The sequence below is a fragment of the Arthrobacter sp. SIMBA_036 genome, from assembly GCF_046535135.1.
GTDB lineage: Bacteria > Actinomycetota > Actinomycetes > Actinomycetales > Micrococcaceae > Arthrobacter.
This window is the reverse complement of record NZ_JAWRXG010000008.1, coordinates 11099-35908: the sequence shown is the minus strand read 5'-3', so window position 1 is coordinate 35908 and position 24810 is coordinate 11099. Positions and strand designations below refer to the sequence as shown.

Below are 24810 nucleotides of genomic sequence, written 5' to 3'. Positions count from 1 at the left end.
ACGTGGCTACGTACACTCAATCCGCCGGGGTCCTTGAGACTCCAGTAGTTCCAAAGTCCAAGGGGCGCATCGTCGTCAACTGGATCACCTCCACGGACCACAAGACCATCGGGTACATGTACCTGATCGCATCGTTCGTCTTCTTCTGCCTTGGTGGCGTGATGGCGCTGCTGATCCGCGCTGAACTCTTTGAGCCGGGTATGCAGATCCTGCAGACCAAGGAACAGTACAACCAGTTGTTCACGATGCACGGCACCGTGATGCTCCTGATGTTTGCTACGCCCCTCTTCGCAGGCTTCGCAAACGTGATCATGCCTCTCCAGATCGGCGCGCCCGACGTCGCCTTCCCGCGACTGAACGCCTTGGCTTTCTGGTTCTTCCTTTTCGGTTCCACCATCGCCGTCTCCGGATTCATTACTCCGCAGGGTGCAGCGTCCTTTGGTTGGTTTGCCTACGCTCCCTTGTCCGACACCACGTTCAGCCCGGGTGTTGGCGGTGATTTGTGGGTCTTCGGGCTTGCGCTGTCCGGTTTCGGAACCATCCTTGGTGCGGTCAACTTCATTACCACCATCATCTGCATGCGTGCCCCCGGCATGACCATGTGGCGCATGCCGATCTTCACGTGGAACACCCTGGTGACCGCGATCCTGGTACTCATGGCCTTCCCGCCGCTTGCAGCTGCTTTGTTCGCACTTGGCGCTGACCGCCGGTTCGGGGCGCACATTTTCGACCCGGCCAACGGTGGCGCCGTGCTGTGGCAGCACCTGTTCTGGTTCTTCGGACACCCTGAGGTTTACATCATCGCCCTGCCGTTCTTTGGCATCGTGTCCGAGATCTTCCCGGTCTTTAGCCGCAAACCGATCTTTGGTTACAAGGGTTTGGTCTACGCGACAATTGCCATTGCAGCGCTGTCCGTCACCGTGTGGGCACACCACATGTATGTCACCGGCTCCGTGCTCCTGCCGTTCTTCTCCTTCATGACCATGTTGATCGCCGTACCTACCGGCGTGAAGTTCTTCAACTGGATTGGAACCATGTGGCAGGGTTCGATCACCTTTGAAACTCCGATGCTCTGGAGCATTGGGTTCCTGGTGACCTTCCTCTTTGGCGGCCTCACCGGCATCATCCTCGCCTCACCGCCGCTTGACTTCCACGTTTCGGACTCCTACTTCGTGGTGGCCCACTTCCACTACGTGGTGTTTGGCACCGTGGTGTTCGCAATGTTCGCCGGCTTCTATTTCTGGTGGCCAAAGTGGACGGGCAAGATGCTCAACGAGCGTCTCGGCAAGATCCACTTCTGGTTGTTGTTCCTGGGCTTCCACGGAACCTTCCTGATCCAGCACTGGCTTGGCGTTGAAGGTATGCCGCGGCGTTACGCTGACTACCTTCCGCAGGACGGTTTCACCTGGATGAACCAGTTCTCCACCATCTCTTCGTTCGTCCTTGGTGCCTCCCTCCTGCCGTTCTTCTGGAACGTCTACATCACGTGGCGCAGTGACAAGAAGGTCGAAGTTGATGACCCGTGGGGCTTTGGTGCCTCGCTGGAGTGGGCAACCTCTTGCCCGCCTCCTCGCCACAACTTCACCTCCTTGCCCCGCATTCGCTCCGAGCGCCCGGCCCTGGACCTGCACCACCCGGAACTCGCCCAGATCGTTACCGCCGGGGCTCCGTCTCCCGCAGCTGCCGCCTTGGGTAACGCCGACCAGAAGGACGTCCGAAAGTGAAAGTCGAATCATGGCTCTTCGGAGCCGGCATCTTCTTCTTCGTCCCCGTAGCTATTGTTTATGGCTTCCTGACCGGCTGGTCTGAGTGGGTAGGCATCCTCGGTATCTTGCTGGTGGGTGGGTTGGCCGGCATGATCGGCGCGTACCTGGGATTCACCGGACGCCGGGTTGGATTGCGCCCTGAAGACCGCGCCGACGCTGAGGTACACGAGGGCGCCGGCGAACAGGGGCATTTCAGCCCCTGGAGCTGGTGGCCGCTGGTACTGGGTATCTCTTGTGCAAGTGGGTTCCTTGGTTTGGCCATTGGCTTCTGGATCACGTTCATTGCAGCCGGGTTGGCTGTCGTAGCCCTCGTGGGATGGGTGTTCGAGTACAGCCGCGGCGATCACGCCCACTAGTAAGTTCTCTTCAATAGCGCGATGGGCCCCACCACTGGTGGGGCCCATCGACGTTTAAGGCTGCCGTTCGTGCCCTAGTTGAGTCCAGGACGCTCCAGGACCGCGGAGAGTGACCTCAGCGCGGCGGCAACATCGGACACGCTGGTAGGGCCAGGTAGGGCGTCAGGCGCAACCTCAAGCAGGACCTCGCATCCATGGCCAAAATCTTCACTCATTACTTCCAAGAGGGAGCGGGCGTCCACGGCTGATCCGTTTGGTTTCCGGATTGTCACCGGCAGTCCTGTGTCCGTGACTGCGCGGACGAAGATGGCAGCCGCCCGTGCGTGCAGGCCAAGGGCCGCAGCCACAATGGATCTTTGTTCGGGCAACACTGCTCCTCCGCTCGGGCGGTCCCGCCGCCACAATAAATTGACCTTACAAGCGTAGCCTTCGAGGTTTCCGTTGAACGAACGGCACCGCCACACTGGTCTAGACCTGTAGCCAGTGTGAACTACGCTTGAACCATGAGCGATCCTCTGCAGGACCAATATCGTGGCTGAAGCGGCGAACATTGCGGGCGACATTGACCGCACCAGCGCGACTCCCATCTACGTGCAACTCCGGGAGATACTGCGGTCTTTCATAGCGCAATCGTGCCCGCCCGGTTCTGCCCTTCCCTCGGAACGGGATCTTTCTGAGCGCTTCGGACTGGCGAGGATGACGGTCAGGCAAGCAATCGATGCCCTCGTTGGTGAAGAAGTCCTCGAGCGCGTTGTTGGACTGGGCACGTTTGTGAGGAAGCCCAAGTTGGACCTGCAGGTGAAGCTCACCTCCTACAGCGAAGAGATGCAACGGCGTGGCATGGTACCCGCTGCTAAGGTACTGAGTTTTGAGCAGATAGCCGCCAGTGCCTTTCTGGCTCGCGAACTGCAGCTCGAGGAGGGAACGCCCCTGGTTCGCTTCCGACGCCTCCTGCTGGCCGATAACGAGCCGATGAGTGTGGACGAGAACTTCATTCCGGCCCATCGGGTACCCGGTCTTTTGGATGAGGCACCGCCCACATCCCTATACAACATTCTCAGTGAGCGTTATGGACTGGTGATGGAATGGGGCGAGGACATGATCGAGGCCACGGCAGCCTCCCCGTCAACGGCCCGCCTGCTGAATGTCGATGTGGGGTCGCCACTGCTGAAGATCCAGCGCCATGCATTTGTTGCCAGGGCGATGGTGGACTATTCAGTGTCCTATTACCGCGCTGACCGATACAAGCTGTGGGTGCCGTTGCAGCGCCCGGGCGTCCGTCCCACCAGGAATTACGCTTCGGGATATCGCACCCATTAGTCAGCGCTTTGCGCGGACACATGAATGTCCTGGAGCGGGCAACTGAATGTACAGCAAAGGGGAAGGCCCAGTCCTTATGGACTGGGCCTTCCCCTTTTGGAAATGAGCTGGTTAGTGGCTCAGGCTCTTCTGGTCTGCGCCTGCTTCGATGGTCTCGTGGTGACCATGTGCGTGGGCTGCCTCGAGCTCGGCAGGTGTTGCCGGAGCAACCCTGTCCTCAAAGAACCACTTGGAAAGAGCCGCGCGTCGCTTCTCACTCCGCGTCACCACGCCGTGTCCGTTCGGCTGGGCCGGCAGGGGGAGCGGTGACTCGAATCCTACGAGCTTGTAACGCTTGTATTCATCCAAAGGCGCGTGCACCTCGATGAACTCACCGTGGGGAAGCCGGACGATACGGCCGGTTTCGCGACCATGAAGGGCGATTTCCCGGTCCTTACGCTGAAGTGCCAAGGCAACTCGTTTGGTAACGAAGAAGGCGATGAACGGTCCGACGAAGAACAGTGTCCGGAGCCAGTAGGTGACGTCGTTCAGCGAAACGCTGAAGTGCGTCGCGATAAGGTCCGAACCGGCGGCCGCCCACATGACGCAGTACCAGGTGAATCCTGCGACGCCGATGGCCGTACGGGTGGGAGCGTTCCGCGGACGGTCAAGAACGTGGTGTTCCCGGTTGTCTTTGGTGATCCAACGCTCGATCCACGGGTACGTGAACAACACGGTGAAGATGATGCCGGCCGGAACGAGCGCCGGGAGCAGGACATTCAACGTCAGCGTGTGTCCGAAGATGGTCTGCTCGACGTGCCAGCCGTTGATAACACCCGGCATGAGTCGGAGGGCACCATCAACGAAACCGATGTACCAGTCAGGCTGTGTTCCAGCGGAGACCGGGGAGGGGTCGTAAGGACCGTAGTTCCAGATCGGGTTGATCGTGAACGCAGCGGCCATGAGTGCCACGACGCCGAAGACGATGAAGAAGAATCCACCGGCCTTGGCAGCGTAAACGGGTCCCAGGGGGTATCCGACGACGTTCCCATCGTTGCGGCCCGGGCCGGGGTACTGGGTGTGCTTGTGGACCACAACCATGAAGAGGTGGATGACGATCATCAAAAGGATCAACGCCGGTACCAGCAGGATGTGGAGGACGTAGAGGCGCCCAATGATTGCCGTTCCCGGGAATTCCCCACCGAAGAGGAAGAACGAGATGTACGTTCCAATAATCGGGATGGACTTGATGACGCCGTCAATAATGCGCAGTCCGTTGCCGGACAGGAGATCATCAGGCAATGAATAGCCGGTGAAGCCGGCAGCCATCGAGAGGATAAGCAGGACACCGCCTACTACCCAGTTCATTTCACGTGGCTTGCGGAATGCTCCGGTGAAGAAGACGCGCAACATGTGAACGCTGAGCGATGCGACGAACAGCAGTGCAGCCCAGTGGTGCACCTGGCGCATGAACAGCCCACCGCGTACATCGAAGGAGATGTTCAGTGAGGAGTTGTAGGCCACCGACATATCCACGTTGTACAGCGGAGTGTAGGAACCTTGGTAGTGGGTTTCCGCCATGGACGGATCGAAGAAGAACGTCAGGAACGTACCTGACATCAGCAATATGACGAAGGAGTACAACGCCACTTCGCCGAACATGAATGACCAGTGGTCGGGAAAGACCTTGCGGCCAAACTCGCGCAGGATGCCGGAGCCGCCCACCCGCTCATCCACGAAGTTGGTGAAACGGCCAACTTTGGATTCCGGTACGAAGGGGGCTTCAGCTGTTGATGAGGCGCTCATGCTCGTCACGCTCCCAGTAACTCGGTCCTACAGGTTCTTTGAAGTCGCTGGTTGCGACGAGGTAGCCTTCAGCGTCAACTGCGATGGGCAGCTGGGGGAGCGGACGGCTGGCCGGTCCAAAGATGACCTTGCATTCCTGCGTGAGGTCGAACGTGGACTGGTGGCAGGGGCACAGAAGGTGGTGCGTCTGCTGCTCGTAGAGGGCAACGGGGCAACCGACGTGCGTGCAGATCTTGGAATACGCGACGATGCCGTTGTAGCTCCAGTTTTCCCTTCCCGCGGACGGGTTCAAGGAACTGGGATCGAGCCGCATGAGAAGGACTACGGCCTTGGCCTTGGCATTGAGCTTGCCTTCCGGAAGTTCGTTGAGACCTTCGGGAATGACGTGGAACGCTGAACCAATGGTGACGTCTGAGGCCTTGATGGGCGTGCCGTCGGGGTCGCGGGTCAGGCGCTTGAGCTTGCCGCCGTCGGGAGCCCACATGGTGTGTGCGAGCGTGTTGTCGGGACGGGGACCCAGGTCGCCGAAGACGGCCAACGCCGGAAGTGGTGCCAAGGCAATAGCGCCAAGAAGGGTATTGCGGATCAATGGCCTGCGCTTGATGCCGGTCTCTTCGACGATATCGTCAACGATGCGGACAGCCGCTTGGCGATCTTCCTCGGTGCGAATGGCATGGCGTTCCTCTGACACTTCGTGGTCGGGCATGAGGGCCTTGGCCCAGTGCACGATACCGGTGCCGATTCCGAGCATTGCAAATGCAGTACCGAGCCCCAGCAAGAGGTTCTGCGTACGGATCGTTGCAATGGTTGAATCCTTGCCCAAGTCGATGGCAAAGTACGCCACCAAGAAGACCAGCGTGCCAATGACAGAGATGCCAAACAGAATGGCTACCTGACGCTCCGCACGCTTTGCGGCTACCGGGTCCGTGTCAGCCAGGCGCAAACGATGCGGAGGAAGTCCAGGATCCTGGAATTTCTCCACCTCATTCTGACCAGCCGTAGCTACGGTGCCCGAGTGGTTCGGACTGCCGTCACTATGGTTGCCCATAATTCGCCTCATCCTTCTCTCGTTGTCTCGACCTGAGCCGAGTTAATTTTCAGTTCCAAACTGCTGTTGTTCCAGCAGAAGTTTTCTAATTGCCGGGAAAGGCTAGGACGTGCGGGACGTCAGCCAAATCGTAAAGGCGATGATGACGCCGAGTCCGGCCACCCAAACGAAGAGCCCTTCGGACACAGGGCCCAGGGAGCCGAGTTGGGCACCGCCCGGTGAACCGTTGGCATCAATGGTCTTCAGGAAGGTGATGATGTCGCGCTTGCCTTCAGGGGAGACGTTCGAGTCATTGAAGACGGGCATGTTCTGCGGTCCCGTTGCCATGGCTTCGTAGATGTGCTGGCTGCTGACATCGGACAAGGAAGGAGCGAACTTACCTTGGGTCAGGGCACCGCCTGCGGCTGCGGCGTTGTGGCACATGGCACAGTTCACACGGAAGAGCTCGCCGCCCTTGGCGGCATCACCCTTTCCGTCCAAGAGGCCGGCTTCCGGGATGGCCGGGCCTGCGCCCAGCGAAGCTACGTATGCTGCCAGCTGAGAGGTCTGCTGGTCGTTGAACTGCACTGGCTTCTGTTGGGCCTGTGGTCCGTTCATCTGCATGGGCATACGACCGGTTCCAACCTGGAAGTCAACCGCTGCGGCGCCGACGCCGACCAGCGAGGGCCCGTCTTTGGATCCGCTGGCACCCATGCCGTGGCAGGTGGCGCAGTTGGCGGCGAACAACTTGCCGCCCTGCTCTACGTCACTTGCGCTGGCAGTGGGGGTGTCGGCTTTGGCCTGGTTGACAGATGTGGCGACGGCGTACAGCCCACCAGTGAGGAGTAGGCCCATCAGCAACAGCGCAATGGCTGCCAGTGGGTGACGTCGCTTCTGCGATAGTGCCTTCACGTGGTGGTTCCTTTTTTCGATCCTGCGTCGGCTCTATGAGCCGCTTCTTGAAATTCTGCCTCTTGTAGAAAAAGAGTCAAGGCCGGGCTTACTTGAGGACGTAGATGACCAGGAAGAGGCCGATCCACACAACGTCGACAAAGTGCCAGTAATACGAGGTGACGATCGCTGACGTTGCCTCAAAGTGCCCGAACTTCTTGGCTGCGAAAGCGCGGCCGATGATGAACAGGAAGGCGATCAGTCCACCGATGACGTGGAGGCCGTGGAAGCCGGTGGTCATGAAGAAGGCGGATCCGTAGGCGTTGGCGGACAGCGTGACGTGCTCGGAGACAAGCATGGCGTATTCCGTTGTCTGGCCGGCAACGAAGAAGGCGCCCATCAAGAACGTCAGGGCAAACCACTCCGTCATACCCCAGCGGGTGAACTGCAGCAGCCTACCCCTGCGGCGCGGTTCGAGGCGTTCAGCGGCGAAAACGCCCATCTGGCACGTAAACGAACTCGCCACGAGGACGATGGTGTTCACCAGCGCGAACGGGAAGTTGAGCTTAGCTGTCTCTTCCGCCCACAAGGATCCTGAAGTGGACCGGAGGGTGAAGTACATGGCAAAAAGGCCGGCGAAGAACATCAACTCACTGGACAGCCAAACTACGGTTCCAACAGAAACCAAGTTGGGGCGGTTCAGCGTCGGGTGCGCCGGGGTACTGGGGGCATGGGTCGCAGATGTCACAAGGACATTATGTCTGTAAAAGTCCAGAGTTCCCAATGCAAACCACCGTTTGGGGGGACTTTTTCTACAAAGACGCGAAATCGCGCGGAAAAGTTCCCGCGTCGGTTCACATTCGTCACGGGCATGGCTACCTAGATAGCATCAGAGGGTGACTTCTCCGGCATCGGCACCCGCAGCCAGCAATACGTGGCCCGGGCTCATCTCTGCACTGATTAATGGCGACGACCTTGCGGTGGAGAACACCGAATGGGCCATGAACACGATCATGGCCGGCGAAGCGACTCCGGCGCAGATTGCCGGATTCCTGGTGGCGCTTCGCTCCAAGGGCGAAACGGTCGAGGAACTGGCCGGTCTCGTGGCGGCGATGGTGCAGAACGCCAACCCCATATCGATTTCCGGAGAAAAGCTGGACATCGTGGGCACCGGAGGCGACCGCCTCAATACCGTCAATATCTCGACGATGGCCGCGTTGGTCGCCGCCGGGGCGGGCGCAAAAGTGGTCAAGCATGGAAACCGGGCCGCGTCGTCGACGTCCGGTTCCGCGGACGTACTGGAGGCGCTGGGCGTCCGCTTGGACCTTTCCATTGATCGCGTGGCCCGCAACGCCGAAGAAGCTGGCATCACTTTTTGCTTTGCTCAGGTGTTCCATCCTTCGTTCCGGCACACAGCCGTGCCGCGCCGTGAGCTGGCCGTGCCAACTGCGTTCAACTTTTTGGGGCCGATGACCAACCCAGCGCAGGTGCAGGCTTCCGCCGTCGGTGTGGCGAACGCCCGCATGGCGCCCCTTGTGGCTGGCGTATTGGCCCGGCGGGGGAGCCGAGGCCTTGTTTTCCGCGGTGACGACGGCTTGGATGAGCTGACGCCGACCGGGCCGTCCACCGTGTGGGAGATCCGGAACCGTTCTGTCACGGAACAGGTTTTTTCGCCCACCGAGTTGGGGATTAAGGCGTCTACAGTGGCCGATCTCCGGGGTGGCGATGCTGCGGCGAACGCCGTCGTGGTCCGGGAAGTGCTGGACGGGAAGACGGGGCCCATACGCGACGCCGTTCTCCTGAACGCTGCAGCAGGCCTGGTGGCCGTGGACCTGAAGTCCGAGGGCAGCTTGGTTGACCGAATGCGGGCCGCCTATGCGCGCGCGGCAGAGTCAGTGGATTCGGGCCGGGCTGCGGAGGTCCTGAAGAAGTGGATTGAGCTCAGCCAAGGCTGAACCTCCTCCGGTACTTATTCGAAACCGAGTGCGAAAGCCGCGTCCAAGTCGTGTTGCGAGTAGGCACGGAACGCAATGTGGGTGGTGGTGTGGACTACCGAGGCCACCTTGGAAAGACGGTCGGCGATCACATCCGCAAGCTCTTCATGCTTGGTGACGCGAGCGACTGCAATCAGGTCCCATTCCCCGGTCACGGAGTAGACCTCGCTGATGCCCTGGATGGCTGAAATTTGCTCAGCAGTTTCCGGGATGCGTGAAGCATCGGTCTTGATCAGAACGAATGCAGTGATCACATGGAACCTTTCCGGGAGGGCATCATTGCGGTGTGTTTACAGCCTAGTCCATGGGGCTGCACGGGGATGGCGCAGGGGTCTACTCGGTGATGGTCAGGCCCTGCGCTGCCGCCTGCGCGACATCCGGATGACCAATGCGGTGACCGCTCGGTAACCCAAGAGGAACACTCCAAGGGAGATCAACGCAACGATCACGAACGCCAGCACCACAGTTTGGCCGGTGGCCGCCCTCAGCAGCATTCCAACGATGACGGCGCCGATCCAGATGCCTACCCCGGACGGCCAAAGGACCAACGGGGAACGCCATGCCCGCAGGGCTATCCATCCGATCGCGGCACCCGCCAGGAACGGCCAAGCCGTCGTGAAGGCACCCCCAATAATGTCGCCGCGAGCATGGGCTTCGCGGCCGATGGCGGCGAAGGCAAGGATCAGCAGGAGGTCCGCGACGGCGGCGTAGATCCCCGCTTTGAATGGTGATGTCATGACTTCGACCATAGCGGGGTGCTGGCCCCGGGACGAAGTTTGGACGCTACCGCCGTCGACCGTTGTGTGGGCGGGACGGCAGTATTAGCCTCGGACGGGGGGGACAACCGGGTCCCGACATGAATCGAGGAGCGGTAGATGCAGAAAATTTCCACCTGTTTATGGTTTGACGGACAAGCGGCCGAGGCCGCCGAGTTCTACACCTCGATCTTCGACAACTCGTCCATAGGGGAAACCGTGCTTGGACCTGACGGCAACGCCCTTACCGTTGGGTTCGAGATCGAGGGCAGGCAGTTCGTAGGCCTTAATGGTGGCCCCATCTTCACGTTCAATGAGGCCGTCTCGCTCGTGGTTAACTGTGATTCCCAAGAGGAAGTTGACCGTTATTGGGAGGCACTTTTGGTTGGTGGCCAGGAGAGTCAGTGCGGGTGGCTCAAGGATAAGTTCGGCTTGTCCTGGCAGATTGTCCCCACGGCCATGCCAACACTCCTCAATGGACCGGATCCTGAAGGGTCCCAGCGCGCCCTCGAGGCAATGATGAAGATGCGCAAGCTTGACATGGACCTTTTGCAAAAGGCCTACGACGGCGTTTGAAAAGCGTGTTTGAAAAGCGTGTTTGAAAAGGTGGGGACACGCAGCACCCGCCGCTGTTAGCATGACGGCACGGCCGCCACTGGCCCACGACAACCCGAGGAGATCTGACCGATGGCAACCCGCCTGAACCCCTATATCTCATTCCGTGACAACGCCCGCGACGCGATCACTTTCTACCAGTCCGTCTTCGGCGGGGAGCTGAATGTCAGCACTTTCGGTGACTTCCAGGCAAACGAGGACCCTGCGGAAGCTGACAAGGTGATGCATGCCATGTTGGTGGCGCCGAACGGCTTCACGCTGATGGCCGCGGATACACCCAGCAGCATGCAGCACAACCCCGGAGATAACATCTCCGTGTCCCTCAGCGGCGAGTCCTCGGATGACGCAGAGCTTCGTGACTACTGGGAAAAGCTTATCGACGGCGGCACGGTCACCATTCCGCTGGAGAAGGCGCCTTGGGGAGATGCCTTTGGCATGTGCGTGGATAAATTCGGCATCGCGTGGCTGGTCAACATCGCAGGGGCTCCCCAAGAAGATTGATCCGGCTATAGGTCCCTCCGTCCGTCCGTGGTGAGCCGAATACCCATGTGCTTTGGGGTACGGAGCACTATCGAGCGGTCCATGATCTCGGCGAAAGGCAATCTTTCGCCAAGCTGCCTCTCAAGTACTGTCATGTCTTCAACGCGACGAAGCCATACCGTCATGAGAATCGAATACATACCTGCCGTGGTTGCTACCAATCGCACTTCGTTGAGTCCGGTCAGTTTTCCTGCAACGTCTTCAACATGGGTTGCCGGCACGCGGAGGAAATACCATACGGCTAGCGGCCACGGCGTATAGGGCCGAGCCACTTCGAGGCGCATGATCAGGCGTTTCTCTGCCAGGAGAGCGGACAACGCCGTCTTGGCCCGGGTTTGGCTGATTCCGAGCCAACCGGCGATGTCAGCTATGGTGGCCCGGCCGTCCAGCGCGAGTATTTTGGCGAGTCCACTCTCGACGTCGGCCGGGACTCCTCGCTGCCCGTTTCCCGGTTCCGGGAGATCGATCGCCAACCGATTGGCTTCGCGTTCATTCAGCGACCGCAGCCTCCATACTTGTGCGTCGGCGAGAAGTTTGATCCCCCGGTGGGTTCGAGTGCTGGTGACGCCGGACACGGACGGTAGTTTGTCCAGCACGAATTCGCCGAGGGCTGCTTCGGAGCGAGACTGAACCGTCACCACCAAATCCCGCCCACCGGCGGCTTGATCGATGGACAGGACCTCCGGGTCGCGGGCGAGCTCTTCCGTGACGGGGGCAATGCTTGCCGGTACGCAGTCGATTTCCACGATCGCCCCGGCATATTTGGCGCCTGGACCCTTGTAGGAGGTAATCCAGGCAAGACCTGAGTCTTGGAGAGCCTGCCAGCGTCTTGCCAATGTGACCGCGTCTGCGCCGACCACCGGAGCTATCGCCGTCCAGGGCGCCCGCGGACGTATTTGAAGTGCATGCAGTAGACGGAGATCCCGCTCATCGAGCAGATATTCCTGCATCGGACGCTCTTTTCTCGGAAGAATCCTGCATTTTGAGTGTATTCGATCACTTGCTGGCTAGGTTTGGTTCGCCCGTTCCTCACTTGAAAGCCAGCCATGTCTCCTCTCATCAGCACATCAGCTGCCAGCCGCCTGGAACCCATCTTCGGTATCCCTCGCCCCTTCGAGACCCCCGCTCCCAACAGCCGCACGGACGATGAGGTCCGTGCCGGTGCAGGGTCGGATGATGCAGGCCTGATCGCCCTGGTGCGGGAGGGGGACCACGAAGCATTCGCGGAACTGTACAGGCGCCATCGTAAGGTCGCGGGCTACGTGGCGCGGGCGGAATCAGATAGTTCCAGCGAAGCCGAGGATGTTGTTTCCGAGGCGTTCGCGGCGGTGTTTGCAGCGTTGACCTCAGGAAAAGGGCCCCGCGAATCATTCCAGGCATACCTGACCACTACCGTAAGGCGCATGGCCCACCGCAGGAACCTGAAAGTGCGGCGCTCTGCGACGTTGGGCTATGGAAGCGCGCTGGATGTTTTGACACTCGAGGAAAACACCAGCATCGCAGCTTTCGAATCAACGATCCTGATGCGGGCATTCCGCTCCCTACCGGTGCGGTGGCAGGCCGTTCTATGGTGCATGGAAGTCGAAGGCCTCAAGCCGGCTGCCTCGGCCCGAGTGTTGAACTTGACGCCGAATGGTGTGTCCTCGTTACTGATACGCGCAACGGAGGGACTGCGGCAAGCGTACCTACAGCAGCACGTGGGCAAAGCCGCTATTGAGGAATGTACGGACTTCGCACGGCATTTGGGCAAGTTCGTGAGGAACGCGGTGCACAAGGCTGCACGCTTGCGCGTGGACGAGCATGTTGCCATGTGCAGGCATTGTGCCAATGCGCTGGCTGACCTGCAGCATATTCAAGCAGGCATGAACCCACAGCCTCGCGCGGTGATCCCAGCGGTATCAGCACGATAGGTGCCCCGCTCACGACGGCGTTGCAGCCCTTTGTGTACTGACACCCTCCAGGGTCCACCTCATTCAGTCACAGCGGATTCAAAGATTTCTCGACGCGCCCACATAGCATCCGTGCCTACCCTGAGTGGGTGAACGTTGAACGAGACCCTGGAACCAACGACGACGGCAAGCTCGCTCCGGCCGGTGAGCACGGGCGAGTATCTCTGCCGCTGAGCCGGCGTCGCCTCTTGCACGGAGCCGGACTGATAGGTGTTGGAGCGCTTGGCGCGACCGGCCTATCCAAAACGGGACTTATGCCTGGATTGGCTGCTCAGACAACGACGGTCTCAGCCTCCCCATCTCTTCCCACCGCTTCCCCTTCATCCTCACCTTCGCCCCGGGCCGTGGCGCCGCCTGACCGTACCTTCGTGACGACGCACCTCACCGCCCCGCATGTGGCCAGTTGGTCCACGGGATCTCCGGCGCCCGGGCTGTTGTTTACAGGTCCCATGGGACATGGTTCGAACGGAATGATCATGAACAACGTCGGCGAGCCTGTCTGGCTGGAACCGACAGGTGCCGGTGTGATGGATCTGCGCGTGCAATCCTTCGAGGGCCAGCCTGTGCTCACCTACTGGACCGGAACCGGCGTCGGCGGCCACGGCATGGGCAAGGGGGTAATCATGGACAGCAGCTATCGGATTATCGCCGAAGTCACGGCAGGCAAAGGGATGCAGGCAGACCTCCACGAGTTCACCCTGACATCGGCGGGAACCGCATTACTGACCGCCTATCCCACCGTTCAGCATGACCTGTCCGCGGTAGGCGGGCCGGTCGCCGGCAATATGTTCAACTGCCATGTGCAGGAGGTGAATGTCCGGACCGGAGCTGTCTTGTTGGACTGGGACGCCTTGGAACACATTCCCTTGACGGATTCCTTTCTGCGTCCGTCTGACGACGCCGGCAGTGACGGCTCGACGCCGGACAAAGCCTACGACCCGTACCACCTGAATTCCGTGGAGGAGAGCGGAGACGCGTTGCTGATTTCATCCCGGCACACGCACGCTTTGTATCTGGTGGACAGGATGACCGGAACCATCCGGTGGCGGCTGGGTGGCAAGCAAAGCGACTTCAAGCTCGGGCCAAATGCAGCATTCGCTTGGCAGCACGATGCACGACGGCGGCCGAACGGACTGATCAGCATGTTCGACAATCACTACTATTCCGGCACGGCGGGGACATCGCGTGGTCTGGTGCTCGCCGTTGACGAGAAAGCCCGGACGGCCGCGGTCCACCAAGAGTTCAACAACGCAGGTCACCGGGGCAATGCCATGGGTAGTCTCCAGTTCCTGCCTAACGGAAATGTTCTGGTCGGTTGGGGCGCAGACCCGGCTGTCACCGAATTCACTGCTCAGGGCTCCGCCATTTATGAGGCGACCCGTGTGGGTACCGGTTCCTATCGGGCTTACCGAAGCGCATGGAGCGCGCAGCCTGCCGCGCTCCCCGACGTAGCTGTGGTTCCAGGTAATGGCTCAACGATGGAGGTCTACGCGAGTTGGAACGGCGCCACGGAGGTTGCCAAGTGGCGATTCCTCAGCGGCACCAGTCCAAGTGCGCTTCGTGAGGCTGGAACGTTCCCTAAACGCGGCTTTGAGACCTCAGCTGCGATCGCAGCAGCTGCGCATGTATCGGTACAGGCACTGGATAAGAACGGTGCCGTGTTGTCGACGTCGGTAACGATCGCAGCTTAACCGCAGCTACTGGGTTTGCGCCTAATGGGCCACGATTTCCGGAGCCGGGCGCCCGGCTGCTTCCCGTAGGCCTGCCAAGTGGACGGCGTGGGACAGGGCGTCGACGGTGTCGCTACCCAGTCGCTCCCGAGTCGCCGCGTCCCATGCAGAGACGAGGCTGTCCATCCTGTCGAGTCTGGCGCTGCCGTGGTCGGAGATCTGGACGGTGACTCGACGGCGGTCCTCGGGGCTGGGAATCCGGAAGACAGAGGCGGCATCTTCCAACGAGTCGATCACCCTGCTCAGGGACGCGTTGGCCATGCCCGAGGATGCGGCAAGTTCGCCCATCGTCGGGGAATCAAACTTCGAGACCAAGCTGAGTATCCGCCACTGTTCCACGGTGGCGTCCTCCTCGCTAAGCGCTAGTGCGAGACCGTCGAGTAGCTCTTTTTCGATGGCCGCGAGGGCGGAGATAACCTTGGCGAGCGGGACGCCGGGTCCGTTTTTATCCCAAACCGGGAACATGAGTCCTCCTGAATCGCTCTGTGCTCCCCGATGCGGCAAGATCGGGTTGTGACCTCTGCCACCAGCCTAGTGCTTCCGAGCACTCTTTTGCTGCGGGGCCCTACTCCGGGAACCCTGAGTATCGGGCTGCTCGCTCCGCTGTCGGGGGTGATGGGTATCTCGGGTCCGTCAATCCTGAACTGCGCAGTCCTTGCTGCCGAGCACGTGGTTGAACGGGCCGGCGTCGTACCTGAGCTCGTCGTGATCGACGCCGGTCGGGGACCCTCCGAGGCGGCACGTATCGTAAGTCAGCTTGTCGGCGCCGGACTCGTCCAGGGCTTCGTCGGGGCCCACACCTCGGATGTCCGTGCGGCTGTTTCGCGGGTGGTTGGTGACCGGGTGCCTTATGTCTTCACGCCTCCACACGAGCGGGAACCAGGAGGGGCGGGTACGATCTTTATCGGTTCGGGTCCGCGGTTGCAGCTTCAGGGGCCCCTCGAATGGATTATCGCGCACCGCCGGGTGCGCCGGTGGGCTTTGATCGGCAATGATTACATCTGGCCACGACAGGTTCACCGCACCGCCGCCCAGCTTCTACGAGGGCTAGGGCAGGACGTTGTTATGGACCGGCTCGTTCCCTTGGGCTCGGTCGATGCGGAGCAGCTCTTGGATGAGTCGCGGAAGAATGGCGCGGATGCAATCTTGATCTCGCTCGTTGGCCGCGACGGCATCACCTTTCACCGTTCGACAGCGGAGATCGGCGCTGACCAGCGCTTCATCCGGCTATGCACCACGCTGGATGAAAACAGCCTCTTGGCGGCTGGAGGGGACTCAACGGGCATGCTGTACTCGGCGATGCCGTCATTCATTGGCAAGGGCGATGAGCGACATCAGAGCTTGCTTGAGCTGTATAGGGATCGCTTCGGGGCATCAGCACCCCTTCCGGCGTCGTATGCCCAAGGCTGTTATGACGGAGTCGTCCTGCTGATGGAATTGTGGCGAAGCGGGCTCTTGGAGTCGATGCCGCCTAGTAAGGCCGCTCGGCGCCTAACTTCGACGACGGGGTCCACAGGCTCTGCTTTTGCTCGACCAACCGCCGGTTGGGAAATCGCAGTGGCCGCGGGGAACGACCTGTTTGTGATCTAGGCCTCATCCCAGTAGTATCCAATCATTCCATCTGGAAATAAATTCTCCACCTCCCCGCGGGCCATGCCGTCTGCGGCTGACCATTGGATAAAATTGATGTCTATCAAGGGATCGAGCGCAACAAACGACGGTGCTGTTTCGCCTGAGATTGCGGGCGAGACGGGCGACGGGATCGAGGATTTCGGTTACCGCCAGGAGCTTAAGCGCAGTCTGAAGTTCTCCGACTTGCTGGTCTACGGGTTGATCTTCATGGTGCCGATCGCCCCGTTTGCGATCTTCGGGAGCGTATTCCAGGCCTCCGGCGGCATGGTCGCGATGGCCTACATCGTCGGAATGCTTGCCATGATGTGTACGGCGAACTCGTACGCGCAGATGGTCCAAGCCTTCCCGATGTCGGGTTCCGTCTACACCTATGTGGGCCGCGGAATCACACGGATCCTGGGATTCGTAGCCGGCTGGATGATCCTTCTGGACTACGTACTCATCCCTGCACTCCTATATTTAGCGGCGTCGATCGCCATGAACGGGATGATCCCCGCTGTGCCCCTGTGGATCTGGCTGATCGCATTCGTCGTGCTCAACACCGTGGTCAATTATCTTGGCATCGAGTTCACCGCCCGGGTCAACAAGGTCATGCTCGTGTTGGAACTGCTCGTATTGGCGGTGTTCCTTGTGATCGGATTTACGGCTGTCGCCAACGGTCAGGGCACCTTCAGCTTCGACGCTTTCTTCAACTCCCACACGTTCGACTGGTCCTTGATATTCGGAGCGGTCTCGATCGCAGTGCTGTCCTTCCTCGGCTTTGATGGCATATCCACCCTTGCCGAGGAAAACTCGGGGACCACCAAATCATTGGGTCGGTCAATGATCGCCGCACTGCTCCTGGTCGGCGTGCTCTTTGTTGTACAGACGTGGGTGGGATCCATGCTCGTACACGACCCGGCCAGCCTCATCGCCAATGGCGATCCCGACGGAACGGCCTTCTACGCTGCCGCCCAGAACGCCGGTGGCCCCTTCCTGTTTATCCTCACGGCTGCGGCGACCGCCGTCGCGTGGGGTTTCGCCAATGCCTTGGTCGCTCAAGCAGCGACATCCCGGCTTCTGTTCGCCATGGCACGGGACCGCCAGCTTCCAAAGTTCCTGAGCCGCGTGCACCCCAAACGCGGTGTACCGGTGAACGCCACATTCCTTGTCGCCGGTATCTCACTCGTACTCGGCCTTTACCTGGTCACCCAGCCCAACGGCCTCACTGAAATCTCCACCCTGGTCAACTTCGGCGCATTGACTGCGTTCTCCCTGCTAAACGTCGCAGTGGTGTGGTGGTTTGTTGTCCGCCAGAAGTCGCGTCGGTGGATGGTGCACCTGGTGCTTCCGGTTCTCGGCTTCGCCATCCTGGTCTCGGTCATCATCAACGCCAACATCGCCGCGCAGATCCTTGGTGTGGTTTGGCTCGTTGTTGGTGTCATCGTGGCCATCATCCTGCAGAAGGCAGGACGAATGACGGATCCCTCCGGAGCCGCCTCCCCGCTCGAGTTCAATGAGGTGGGCTGATATGACAATCCACTCTCTCAAGCCCCGCCCGGATCAGTACTCTTACGTCTTTGGGGGAGTCGAACCACTCATCAGCGTGAAGCCCGGCGACGTCGTCGAACTGAGCACGGAGGACTGCTACGGAGGCCGGGTAACCAGCGCAGAAGACCTGCCGAGCAAGGTGGTCCCGTTCGCTGAGCTTAATCCGGTCTCGGGTCCGATCCACGTCGAAGGAGCGGAGATCGGCGACGTGTTGGCCGTCCACTTCGTGTCGATCGTACCTGCCCGCGCCCACGCAATCTCCAGCACTTTCCCGTTCTTTGGGGCATTGACCCCAACCCGCGAGACGGCGATGCTGTCGGAACCGCTTGAGGAACGCGTTTGGTTCTATGACCTCGATCTTGAGTCGTGGACGGCTACGTTCCGTGCCCGTCGGTCCGATTACGTACTCAGGCTTCCCCTGGATCCGATGCACGGTACTGTCGGCGTAGCCCCCGCCAGTGGGGAGGTCCGTCTGGTGGTGACCCCTTCAACTCACGGGGGCAACATGGATACCCCTGAAGTGCGGGCAGGGACAACGCTTTACCTCCCGGTCAACGTGTCAGGGGCGATGCTCTCCCTTGGTGACGGTCACGCGCGGCAGGGGGAAGGCGAGGTCTGCGGGACCGGGCTGGAATCGGCGATGAACACCGCAATCGTGGTCGACGTCGTCAAGGGAGGGGCCTTGGCATGGCCAAGGCTCGAAAATGACGACTACATCATGAGCACGGGCTCAGTTCGGCCCCTCGATGACGCGTTCCGGATCAGTCAAACCGACCTTGTGTCCTGGACCTCTGACCTCACCGGTATGGACACCCTCGATGCTTACCAGCTCGTCAGTCAGCTCGGTCTTGCTCCAGCTGCGAATGTCTGCGACCCGAACTACACGATGCTGGCGAAGTTACCGAAGTGGTCGCTGAAATCAGCCGAGGCCTACGGTGGAGTCCACCGCAGGCTCCGTACTGCCGCCGAAGAGTACAAGGGACGCTAGCAAGAAGGCTGGCCCGGTTCGGGGCGCCGCAGAACCGGGCCAGCCTCAAACGTTCGAGGGGTTTGCCCTAAATTTGCGTTGAATAGGGGAGAGGCGGGCCCACATTCAGCTTTGCTTTTCGTGCCGCGGCCCGGGGAAGAGGTCAGTTCCCCGTTCATTCATAGGTTGCGAACCCGCTTATGTCATGGGCCAAGGGCAGCTCGAACGGCAGTTCTTGGCCCGCCAGTCCGCCCGAAGAGACAATGCGGCCAGCCTTGATGACGGTTCGGGGCCGGCCCGCGTCCCAAAGCACCGAGGGCTCCTCGAAGGGATTGCCGTCCAGCATCACAAGGTCCGCGCAGGCCCCCTCCGCAATGCGTCCCAGGTCGTCCCGCCGGAGCAGTGCCGCGTTGGTCGACGTCGCCGAGCGGAGTGCGTCGTGGACCCCCAACACCTCGCACTGCAGGCGAAGCCCGGTCAGCTGCTCATCCTCAAGCTCACCCATAAGGTCGGTGCCAAAGCCAATCCGGACACCGGCCTCCCGTGCCAGTGAGACGGCCTTCTTGCCTGCGGCCAGTACTTCCTGGTTTTTGGCCGCACCCACCTCGGTAAGTCCGATCTCGGCGCCGCGGCGGCCCATGGCATCGTACGTTACCAAGGTAGGCACCAGAGAGACGTCGTGCTCCGCCATGAGCTGGGCCGTCTCAGCATCCAGCAGGTTGCCGTGTTCAATGCAGCGAACCCCATTGAGCACAGAATGGCTGATCGCTTCCGGCGAGTAGGCATGCGCCGTGGCGTAACTGCCACGCCGGGACGCCTCTTCCGTAACCGCCCGGATCTCCGCAGGGCTGTACTGCGGGACGCGGATTGGATCGACCGGTGAAATCACGCCTCCGGAGGTCATGAGCTTGACGGCCGTGGCGCCGGTTCGGAACCTGTGGCGCACCGCGAGCAGCAAGTCCTCAACGCCGTCCACCACTTCGCACATGTGGCCGCCATGGAAGCAGCTTCCGTCGTTTGCGGCGCGGATGTCCCCGTGACCGCCCGTCTGGCTCAACGCCGGACCGGTAAAGAAGTAACGGGGACCGGGGTAAAGTCCTTCTTCGATGGCAGTTGCAAGCCCGATGTCGCCCCCGGCCACGTCCCTAACGGAGGTGAAGCCCCGGCGGAGCGCAGCCTCAAGCCTGCGGGCACCGGCCAACGCCGAGTAGCTCAAGGGCCCGGTTTCATTGACGGCCGAGGTCAGGCTGAGCGCGTAGGCATGGAAGTGGGCATCGATGAGACCAGGAATCACAACCCGTCCGCCCGCGTCGAGCACAGTACCTGAGCCGGGGCGGGCTTCGCTGCCGTCCGTGTCGCCTACGGCTGTGATCCTGCCGTCGCGAACACTGATGGAGCCCTCCACGAGTGCGGGTGATTCGCCGTCGAAGATCCTGGCGTTCCGAATGGTCAGGTCTCCCGGTAAGTTGGGGATCATGTGAAGTGTTTCCTTCCTATTGGAGGGTTCGAGTTAACTGATGGCTGCCAGGGCGTCCTCGAGGAGTCGCACAGATCGCCGCGCAACCTCGACGGCGGCATCCACCGACAACTGGTCGTAGGTGCCTTCGGGCGCCAGGAAATTCATGGAGCCGATGGTACGGCCGCCGCTGACGACCGGAACATTGACTATCGCGCCGCACCCCAGTGATTCAATCGTTGCGGAGTCGAAGAAGAAGGTCCTGACCGACTCCCTGTCGGCGCTCAGGAATGGTTGCTGTCCGATGAGGACCTGCTCCAGCCACACCGGGTTGGTGTCCTCCGCGAAGGTCTTCTTTCCGCCAACCGGGTAGACCTCGGGGTGGGTGGTGTAGATACGCGCCATGCTGCTTCCGGCGTCGGCGATGACTGAGGCCGTGAAGAGGCGGACGCCAACGGTGTCCCGGGCGGCGGAGTAGACGTCGTCGAATGATTCAAACTGGGAACTCATGGGAGTCCTTTCTCGGTTCGTGCGGATCTTTGTGTGGACTTGTGGACGTTCGTTTCTCGTGTGCTTTCACCCGCAGCACGTCGAGGATCAGGTGGACGGACAGCAACTCGGACGGATTGTCCAGCGGGATACCCAGTTCCCGGGCGCGGCCCAGGCGGCCCTGGAGGGTGTTGCGGTGCACATCGAGCGAAGCCGCTGCGAGGCTGACCGAGCCGCGGTGGTCAAGGAAGGCCCCTACTGCCGCCACTAATGCGTCCCTGTCAGGACAAGCCATTAGCCGCGGTAGGGTCAGCTCAGCGACCAGAGCCACGGCGTCTTTGTCGACGAACGTCGTGGCGGCCGCGACACCCAGGCTCGCGAAGCCCAAAACCGTGCCCTCTCCCGCTGATTGGGCGGAGGCGGCAGCCAGCCGCGCCTCTTGGATGATGGACGGAAGCGGCGGAGCTTCCTCCGCCCAGCGTGACAGGCCGGCGACGAGGCCCAGCTCGGTGAGGACCGGCTGGAGCCGTGCCTTTAGTCGAAGTTCGAGTTGTGCAATAACGGCCTCGTTTCTGGCTGGAACAAGGGCCAGCCAGCCGCCCTCGACTTCCGCCAGAGGACTGCGTGCCGCGACCTTTCGCCAGAGCAGCCTTAGCACCGCCGTCAAGTCGTTGCTTGCCGCATCCACGGCACTCCGGCAAATCCAGACAGCCACGTAGCGTTCGTCCCGGTGCCAGCCAAGTTGTGAGAGGAGGTGCCGCCGGTCTTCTTCGAAGGCTTTTCCGGAAGAACCCGTGCTCCGGCTTAGCCCGGCCAGTGCCGCAGTGGGAACAGCGCGGCCGGCGTCTCGAGAATTATCCATCAACCAGGCGGCCTTCACCGAAGGAGCGGCCACTTCGAGGATCGAGCGAACCAACCGTAGGTTGTGTACGCCAGCGGCGGGTACGCGTGCGGTGAGGGTGGACGGGATGGCGGCGTCGGCAGCTCCGATGTTGACCGCTATGACTTCTGCTGAGTCCCGCGGGGCGTTGCCCGCAGAGGCGAGGGCAACGCCGTCGTGCTCCAGCGAGACGCCCACCCCATCCAGTTCCCCGGAGATGGTTCTGAGGACGTCGGCGAGTGTACCGTCCTTGGCTACGGCACGGGCGAAGCGGGCGAGTTCGGCGTCCACCACGGACAGGGCGGCACCAATTTCCGCAGCCAGAGACAATGCGACGTCGGCAGGGTTCCCTTCAGCAGCCAAGAGGGTTATTCCCAGCCGCTCCGCGAGGCCGATCACCGCGCTCGAATACGTGCTTCCGGCCACGACGACGGCGCTGGCCCGCCGCTCCCAGGCATGTCTCAACGCGGCGGATACGAGCCATCCACCGGAGCCCATTTCGGCTGCGAATACCACAACGGTGTTTGGCCGCACCCGCTGGATCGCCTCAAGCTGGGAAACCAGAACGACGCTGTCTATCAGTGCGCTGGCCGGGGTGAGGTACAACGGGGTCGTGCCGCGCAGGGACCCGTGCGCCAGTAGTCCGGCAACATCGAGCCGGGTGTCCTTCATCGACCTAGCCACGGCGCCGCCTTGGATGCTTGAGTGGAATGCCGAACGCAGCCGGTTCGGCCAAGTCCAGTCCCGCTTCCGAGTACCATTGCGGTGCGGCATTGAGTTTGAGCACATCCACGACGTTGCCAACCCTGAGGTCGTCCAGGTTGGCCACACGACCGTGCTCGGAATTGAGCAGCGTCACCATGTCTGGAACCGCTGCCGCTACAGCACCATCCACCAGCACCAATAAGATCTCATTCTGGATCTCCAGCCGGATGACCTGCCCAGTGGCTTCATCCTCCATGGTGACGCTGGACGGCTGGGCAGGCAGTCCCAGATCAGTTGGGCGGGACAGGCCTTCGATGTGACTCACCCGCGCCCGCGCAATCCGGGTCACGCCCAAAAAGTCGGCAAGTGACAGGAATTTGCTCTCAGCCGAGGTTTCGGCGTCAAGGATCTGCCCTATTCGGATCATCCGGCTGATGGAGCCGTGGACCCCGTGCTCTGCCAGCTGCTGCGCAGAGCACGGATACATAACGGTGGCGGCCCATCCGCCGAGCTCGGTGACGAGTGCGCGAACCAGCGTCTCGGCGCGCTGCGGATCACCCGCTTCCACCAAGGCCCGCTCACCGGTTACTCCCATGAGCGCTATGGGGCCAATGGCCACCCCACCGATGTTCAAGGTGGTCTGGCTGATGAGCGGAAAGACACGCCCCATGGGATCGGAGTCAATCACGGGAAGCGCGGACTGCAGTCCCACCATGAGCGGAATGATTCCATTGATGTTGGCGGCAGCAAGTGAATAGATGGCCCGCACCTTACGGCCGAGCCTGGTTTCGATCGCTTCGATACAGCCAGTGAACTCGTCACCCACGGGGGGCATGTCAGCGATGAACAGGCCCTGCGTCACCATACCGACGGCCACTACCAGGTCATCCGGCGCGAGTTCGTCCACGGTGATGAGTTCCACCGAGCGGATCTGCATTGCCTCCTGGATCATGCCGGCGTACACATGGATGGCCGTGGGATCGATGGCGCACGCCAAGAAGTGGGCACCGGTGCGGAGGTGCCTCACGTCTTCGGCGGTGAGGATGCGGCTCATGCCGTGCCCCCCATGGCTTGTGTTGCCAACGATTGCTCTCCATTGGTGGAGGTCCCGCCCGCAGCTTGGACCCGCATTCGGACGATTCCGGGGTTTCCGTAGGGCACTGCGAAGACGTTTGATTCGATGATGCGGGTGTCGGCTGGGCTCGCGCCCAGCTGGACTGCGGCCGATTGGGCCTCTTCCTCGGCGCGCTTCTGCACGCGCTGCAGGTCGGCCTGCCCGCTGACCCTTTCGAGCCTGTCGATCCAAGCCGTCAGCGGTGTCGCGGCGCAGCCTATGAGGGCCAGGTCCTGGGCACTCGGAAGTGTTGGCACCAGGCCGTACCCGGGCGGGGTGTCTTGGCTGGTGCGGACGTCGGCGACCACCGTGGGGATATCGGGACGGGATGGATGGTTGGCGGTGTACGGTTCCACGAAGGCGGCGTTGGTGGCGAGGCTCGCTTCATACCCCTGCCGGATGATGCTGTGTGCAACAGGAAGACCACGGCGCATGTTGCCGACGCTCACACCAGCATCGCTGCAGACAACTACTTCGCCCTCATATAGTCCGCCCAAAGTTGCCGCGCCGAGGATTTCCATTGCAGGTTGCGGACGGAGCGCGTGGACTGGTGCTACGGCAAGCCGCGCAAGCGGGGCCCGGCCGCCGTCGTTTCTCGCATAGGACAGCGTGGCAGCGGGAAAGTAGCGCCGCCCGGCGTCTTCCAGCATTGCCGCCAGTTCTTCGCCCGATTCCATCAAGGCGCTATTGAGGATGGCTGTGTAGTCACGGTCTCGGAATGCGCTTGAGTAGAAATCACTGGAAATGCTGATCCTCATGTCGCTGTTACTGGACAGGATGGAATCAGCGATGCGCATTTCGTGTTCCGGGGAGGCGGTGGAGCCGACGGCGGTGATAGCGACGTTGCGCAAGCCTCCAGACACAATGGACGGCAATTCCGCCAGGAACGCGTCCAGGCCCAGCGGGGCAAGCGGCCGCCCACGCAGGTCGTGACCGCCGCGGACATGCACAGTCCGCGCGACTGCCGGCTCAATGAGCGCCGGCAGAACGGTGTTGTGGAACCGATCAGCCGGAGGCCGGGGAGAGATGCGGATTGCGACGACGTCCCCTGGCTGCCGCGCGGCGAGTACATTTCCGACGTCGGCGGTCAGGTCTGTGACCCGGTTTCCGAGCCGAGGGCGTAAGGCAGATAGCACCGCGTCGAGCGCTTCAGCCAGGCTGCTGGCCTCCAACTGTTCGGCTGCGGAGACGTCGGAACGTCCATCCAGAACGAGCGCCCGGCAACTGCTGCCCTTTAGGGTCAGTCCTATCCGCATTGCCGGGCCTCCCTTTCAACTTCGTGCCGGGCGCCTGCCCCGCGGTGTATCCA

The 24810-nt window shown here is 61.3% G+C and carries 25 protein-coding genes; 11 read left to right on the top strand and 14 right to left on the bottom strand.

Annotated features, from left to right (window positions below):
* Positions 1-2 precede the first annotated feature (2 nt).
* Positions 3-1724 carry a cytochrome c oxidase subunit I gene (gene ctaD / locus SB659_RS12050; RefSeq protein WP_284974603.1) on the top strand — a complete coding sequence of 574 codons (1722 nt, stop codon included), beginning with the start codon at positions 3-5 and terminating at the stop codon, positions 1722-1724.
* On the top strand, positions 1721-2122 hold the full coding sequence (locus SB659_RS12045) for a cytochrome c oxidase subunit 4 (protein WP_284974604.1): 402 nt from the start codon (positions 1721-1723) through the stop codon (positions 2120-2122). Before ctaD ends, SB659_RS12045 begins: the two co-directional genes overlap by 4 nt.
* A 74-nt stretch (positions 2123-2196) precedes the next feature.
* On the opposite strand, the gene SB659_RS12040 is transcribed toward SB659_RS12045, so the two are convergent.
* Complete coding sequence (locus SB659_RS12040) at positions 2197-2490, bottom strand: HPr family phosphocarrier protein (RefSeq protein WP_410550576.1); 294 nt, start codon at positions 2488-2490, stop codon at positions 2197-2199.
* Between the two features lie 163 nt (positions 2491-2653).
* On the opposite strand from SB659_RS12040, the gene SB659_RS12035 reads away from it, so the two are divergent.
* On the top strand, positions 2654-3442 hold the full coding sequence (locus tag SB659_RS12035) for a GntR family transcriptional regulator (protein WP_284977890.1): 789 nt from the start codon (positions 2654-2656) through the stop codon (positions 3440-3442).
* 111 nt (positions 3443-3553) lie between these two features.
* On the opposite strand, the gene SB659_RS12030 is transcribed toward SB659_RS12035, so the two are convergent.
* The 4 genes from SB659_RS12030 to SB659_RS12015 form a co-directional block, all read right to left on the bottom strand.
* The gene (locus SB659_RS12030) at positions 3554-5227 is read right to left on the bottom strand and encodes a cytochrome b (RefSeq protein WP_284977889.1); all 1674 of its coding nucleotides are present in this window, start codon (positions 5225-5227) and stop codon (positions 3554-3556) included.
* Positions 5205-6275, bottom strand: a complete 1071-nt coding sequence (locus SB659_RS12025) for a ubiquinol-cytochrome c reductase iron-sulfur subunit (protein ID WP_284974608.1) — start codon at positions 6273-6275, stop codon at positions 5205-5207. The genes SB659_RS12030 and SB659_RS12025 overlap by 23 nt, the downstream gene beginning before the upstream one ends.
* A gap of 102 nt (positions 6276-6377) precedes the next feature.
* The gene (locus tag SB659_RS12020; protein WP_284974609.1) at positions 6378-7166 is read right to left on the bottom strand and encodes a c-type cytochrome; all 789 of its coding nucleotides are present in this window, start codon (positions 7164-7166) and stop codon (positions 6378-6380) included.
* An 88-nt stretch (positions 7167-7254) separates the two neighbouring features.
* Complete coding sequence (locus SB659_RS12015) at positions 7255-7893, bottom strand: heme-copper oxidase subunit III (protein ID WP_284977887.1); 639 nt, start codon at positions 7891-7893, stop codon at positions 7255-7257.
* 148 nt (positions 7894-8041) lie between these two features.
* On the opposite strand from SB659_RS12015, the gene trpD reads away from it, so the two are divergent.
* Positions 8042-9100 carry an anthranilate phosphoribosyltransferase gene (trpD, locus tag SB659_RS12010; protein WP_410550575.1) on the top strand — a complete coding sequence of 353 codons (1059 nt, stop codon included), beginning with the start codon at positions 8042-8044 and terminating at the stop codon, positions 9098-9100.
* Between the two features lie 14 nt (positions 9101-9114).
* On the opposite strand, the gene SB659_RS12005 is transcribed toward trpD, so the two are convergent.
* The gene (locus SB659_RS12005; RefSeq protein ID WP_090821559.1) at positions 9115-9393 is read right to left on the bottom strand and encodes an Lrp/AsnC family transcriptional regulator; all 279 of its coding nucleotides are present in this window, start codon (positions 9391-9393) and stop codon (positions 9115-9117) included.
* Between the two features lie 93 nt (positions 9394-9486).
* Positions 9487-9876 carry a DUF3054 domain-containing protein gene (locus tag SB659_RS12000; protein ID WP_410550574.1) on the bottom strand — a complete coding sequence of 130 codons (390 nt, stop codon included), beginning with the start codon at positions 9874-9876 and terminating at the stop codon, positions 9487-9489.
* Positions 9877-10014: 138 nt separating this feature from the next.
* Between SB659_RS12000 and SB659_RS11995 the strand changes: the two genes are divergently transcribed.
* Positions 10015-10470 carry a VOC family protein gene (locus tag SB659_RS11995; protein ID WP_410550573.1) on the top strand — a complete coding sequence of 152 codons (456 nt, stop codon included), beginning with the start codon at positions 10015-10017 and terminating at the stop codon, positions 10468-10470.
* 111 nt (positions 10471-10581) lie between these two features.
* Positions 10582-11010 carry a VOC family protein gene (locus tag SB659_RS11990; protein WP_284977881.1) on the top strand — a complete coding sequence of 143 codons (429 nt, stop codon included), beginning with the start codon at positions 10582-10584 and terminating at the stop codon, positions 11008-11010.
* 5 nt (positions 11011-11015) lie between these two features.
* Here the strand turns inward: SB659_RS11990 and SB659_RS11985 are convergent, their stop codons facing one another.
* Positions 11016-11999, bottom strand: coding sequence for an Lrp/AsnC family transcriptional regulator (locus tag SB659_RS11985; protein ID WP_410550572.1), 984 nt, complete (start codon positions 11997-11999; stop codon positions 11016-11018).
* Between the two features lie 96 nt (positions 12000-12095).
* Here SB659_RS11985 and SB659_RS11980 point away from each other — a divergent pair, with 96 nt between their 5' ends.
* Entirely contained in the window at positions 12096-12959 is an 864-nt protein-coding gene (locus tag SB659_RS11980) for a sigma-70 family RNA polymerase sigma factor (RefSeq protein ID WP_410550571.1), read from the top strand.
* A gap of 128 nt (positions 12960-13087) precedes the next feature.
* Positions 13088-14689, top strand: coding sequence for an arylsulfotransferase family protein (locus SB659_RS11975; protein WP_410550570.1), 1602 nt, complete (start codon positions 13088-13090; stop codon positions 14687-14689).
* A 21-nt stretch (positions 14690-14710) separates the two neighbouring features.
* Here the strand turns inward: SB659_RS11975 and SB659_RS11970 are convergent, their stop codons facing one another.
* Complete coding sequence (locus SB659_RS11970) at positions 14711-15193, bottom strand: MarR family winged helix-turn-helix transcriptional regulator (RefSeq protein ID WP_410550569.1); 483 nt, start codon at positions 15191-15193, stop codon at positions 14711-14713.
* Between the two features lie 48 nt (positions 15194-15241).
* Between SB659_RS11970 and SB659_RS11965 the strand changes: the two genes are divergently transcribed.
* The 3 genes from SB659_RS11965 (at position 15242) to SB659_RS11955 (ending at position 18878) form a co-directional block, all read left to right on the top strand.
* Positions 15242-16318 (top strand): substrate-binding domain-containing protein, encoded by a 1077-nt coding sequence (locus SB659_RS11965; RefSeq protein WP_410550568.1) that lies wholly within the window; start codon positions 15242-15244, stop codon positions 16316-16318.
* A gap of 96 nt (positions 16319-16414) precedes the next feature.
* On the top strand, positions 16415-17869 hold the full coding sequence (locus SB659_RS11960; protein ID WP_410550567.1) for an APC family permease: 1455 nt from the start codon (positions 16415-16417) through the stop codon (positions 17867-17869).
* Between the two features lies 1 nt (position 17870).
* Entirely contained in the window at positions 17871-18878 is a 1008-nt protein-coding gene (locus SB659_RS11955; protein ID WP_410550566.1) for an acetamidase/formamidase family protein, read from the top strand.
* Between the two features lie 154 nt (positions 18879-19032).
* Here SB659_RS11955 and SB659_RS11950 read toward each other — a convergent pair whose 3' ends face one another.
* The 5 genes from SB659_RS11950 to SB659_RS11930 are packed head-to-tail and all read right to left on the bottom strand — an operon-like array spanning position 19033 to position 24757.
* Positions 19033-20334: an amidohydrolase family protein gene (locus SB659_RS11950; RefSeq protein WP_410550565.1), complete on the bottom strand. Its 1302-nt coding sequence runs from the start codon at positions 20332-20334 to the stop codon at positions 19033-19035.
* A gap of 33 nt (positions 20335-20367) precedes the next feature.
* The gene (locus SB659_RS11945; protein ID WP_410550564.1) at positions 20368-20823 is read right to left on the bottom strand and encodes a GAF domain-containing protein; all 456 of its coding nucleotides are present in this window, start codon (positions 20821-20823) and stop codon (positions 20368-20370) included.
* The gene (locus SB659_RS11940) at positions 20807-22366 is read right to left on the bottom strand and encodes a PucR family transcriptional regulator (protein ID WP_410550563.1); all 1560 of its coding nucleotides are present in this window, start codon (positions 22364-22366) and stop codon (positions 20807-20809) included. The genes SB659_RS11945 and SB659_RS11940 overlap by 17 nt, the downstream gene beginning before the upstream one ends.
* The gene (locus SB659_RS11935) at positions 22359-23441 is read right to left on the bottom strand and encodes a DUF917 domain-containing protein (protein ID WP_410550562.1); all 1083 of its coding nucleotides are present in this window, start codon (positions 23439-23441) and stop codon (positions 22359-22361) included. Before SB659_RS11935 ends, SB659_RS11940 begins: the two co-directional genes overlap by 8 nt.
* Positions 23438-24757: a methylhydantoinase gene (locus SB659_RS11930; RefSeq protein WP_410550561.1), complete on the bottom strand. Its 1320-nt coding sequence runs from the start codon at positions 24755-24757 to the stop codon at positions 23438-23440. The genes SB659_RS11935 and SB659_RS11930 overlap by 4 nt, the downstream gene beginning before the upstream one ends.
* Between the last annotated feature and the right edge of the window lie 53 nt (positions 24758-24810).